Below are 2500 nucleotides of genomic sequence, written 5' to 3'. Positions count from 1 at the left end.
GCTCGGCGAGCACGCGCTCGGGCGGCAGATACTCGCCGACCTCGCCGTCGACGACCGTTCGACGCAGCTCGTCGACGAGCAGCTCCGTGGTTCGAAGTCCCCGAAGCCTCATCGGTGCCCGCGGCGTGCTGCCTTCTGCCATCGCTTCCAGTCTGGCCCCGTCAGGTCCCGGGGACCTTGATGCCGAAGAAGCGCTGTGCGTTGAAGCCGAGGATTCGTTCCTGCGATACCAGCGACAGCCCCTCCATCCCGCGTCTCAGCAGGTCGACCGCGCCGGGGAAGACCGAGTCGGCATGCGGGTAGTCGGTCGCCCACACGATGCTCTCGTCACCGATCGCGGCAACCAGCGGATCGATGTGGGGCTCTTGAGGATCGATCGAGACGAAGCATTGGCGGACGAAGTATTCGCTGGGCTTCAACGTGACCTTCGACATGAAGGACGGCCACATCTCGAAGTGCTCGTCCATCCTGTGCAGCAGGTACGGCACCCACCCGCCGCCCGACTCCAGGAACCCGACGCGGAGCGCCGGATGCCGCTCGAGCACACCTGTCAGGATCAATCCGGCACAGGCGGCCATCTGCTCGAACGGATGCGACAGGGCGTGCTCGATCGCCGAGTTGTCGAATCGATCGGAGCCGAGGGTCGGCACCCCGGCGCTCCAGCCTTCGTGGACGGCGATGGCGACATCGGCCGCCGCAGCCCGCTCCCATAAGCGGTCGTAGGCGGGGTGGTGCAGAGGCCGACCGTTCGCCGGGTTCGGCCGCACCATCACCACGTTGGCGCCGTGACGGTCGATGACACGCTCGAGCTCTGTGACCGCCGCGTCGATGTCCGCCAGCGGGAGCAGTGCTGCGCCGTAGAGACGATCCTGTCCTTGAGCGCACTCATCAGCCAGCCAGTTGTTGTACGCCCTGCACAGCGCGGCGAGGAGGACGGGGTCGCGCACCTCGCCCAGGTACAGGCCTATCGACGGGAAGAGCACTGCGGCAGTGATGCCCTCGCTGTCCATGTCGGCCAACCGACCGTCGATGGTGGCATGCCGGGTCGGCGGTCGTTCACGAGCGAGCGTGGACGCGGCACGTCCCAGCTCGAACGCCGCCGCCCCGATGAGCTGGTCATCGACGAGGAAGGCGTTCAGCCCTCGCTCGGTGGGGGCAAACCGCGGGCCCCGTTCGCGAAACCGGTCCTCGAGGTAGTCGTTCCAGAGCTCGATCGGCTCCATGACGTGGGCGTCTGCGTCCATCACGACCTGCTGCCCGCTCTGTGGACTCACGTCAGATCCTCCTCGTCGACATTCCCGCCGGCCCCACCTCATCGTTATGCAAGTAACTCTTGACTGCGTGTTACTAGCACATATAGGCTCACACGCATGTCAATGTCAATGCCAATTGAACCGTCCGTGCGCATGGAGCTCGAGCAGCTCCTCAGCCAGTCCTTCGCCTGGGTCGACCATGGCGAGGCCGATCGGGTGCCGAAGCTGTGCGCGGAAGGGTTCGTGTTACACGCCCCGGGGACCGACCTCGACCTGGAGCAGTTCACGCAGGTGATGACCCTCCGGGTCGCGGCGCGGCACACGTCGCGGCATCTTTGGAGCAACCTCCAGGTCCTCGGTGTCGAAGGCGATGCCGTCGACATCGCCTTCGTGGTGTGCGTTCATCGCCGCGAGGAGGGCGCAGACGTCACCACCCGCATGGTCGTTGACTTCGTCGACCGCTGGGCCCGGACGCGGGACGGCTGGTGCCTGGCGTCCCGCACCATGACGCCCGTCTTCGACGCGACGGCGGCCTAGCCCGTGCAGCTCTTCCAGACGACCTTGGGGGCGGCCCGCCGCGACGGCGACGAGCTGGTGGTCCTTGACGGGGCGGCCGACGTCGTCGAGTGGGCCATGTCCGACGCTCTCTCCGACGCACCGGAGCGGGAGCGTGTCGCGTTGTCCGACGCGGTGCTGCTCGCCCCGACGGTGCCGGCGCAGATCGTGATCGTCGGGCTTAACTACCGCTCGCATGTCGAGGAGATCGGTTATCCGGTCCCCGACGCGATCATGTTCTTCGCCAGCGATCGCGTCGATCGCGCCGCGGCAGGGCCGGAGACGCCGATCGTGCTGCCGGCCGAGGCGCCGGAGCGGGTGGACTACGAGGGCGAGGTCGCCATCGTCATCGGTCGAGAGGCCCGCGATGTCGACCCGGCGTCGGCCTGGACCTTCATCGCCGGGGTCACGGCGGCCAACGATGTGAGCGCCCGGGACGTGCAGATGGCGGGGGCGGCCAACGGAGACTTCACGTCGGCGAAGACCTTCCCGTCGTTCAAGCCGCTCGGTCCCGGACTGATCACTGGTGACGAGGCGCGGGGGTCGTTGTCGGTCACGACGACGGTCAACGGCGAGCTGCGCCAGAAGGCCAATACCGACGAGCTCATCTTCGGGATACCCGAGGTCGTCGCCACGGTGTCCAAGACCGTCACGCTGCACCCCGGCGACGTGATTCTCACCGGCTCTCCAGG

At 67.2% G+C, this 2500-nt stretch carries 3 protein-coding genes; 2 read left to right on the top strand and 1 reads right to left on the bottom strand.

Translation table 11 applies throughout. The features are described from left to right. Window positions 1–161: 161 nt before the first annotated feature. Window positions 162–1274, bottom strand: a complete 1113-nt coding sequence (locus QOJ24_RS19570) for an amidohydrolase family protein (protein ID WP_526264212.1) — start codon at window positions 1272–1274, stop codon at window positions 162–164. 132 nt (window positions 1275–1406) lie between these two features. Here QOJ24_RS19570 and QOJ24_RS19565 point away from each other — a divergent pair, with 132 nt between their 5' ends. Continuing rightward, window positions 1407–1790, top strand: a complete 384-nt coding sequence (locus QOJ24_RS19565; protein ID WP_526264210.1) for a nuclear transport factor 2 family protein — start codon at window positions 1407–1409, stop codon at window positions 1788–1790. A 3-nt stretch (window positions 1791–1793) separates the two neighbouring features. Then, the coding region (locus tag QOJ24_RS19560) for a fumarylacetoacetate hydrolase family protein (RefSeq protein WP_526264208.1) at window positions 1794–2500 on the top strand (707 nt) is incomplete at its 3' end.

This window comes from Mycobacterium sp., assembly GCF_032159775.1.
In the GTDB taxonomy this organism is placed as follows: Bacteria; Actinomycetota; Actinomycetes; order Mycobacteriales; family Mycobacteriaceae; genus Mycobacterium.
The sequence above is the reverse complement of the archived record's forward strand: the minus strand, read 5'-3'. Positions and strand labels throughout refer to the sequence as shown.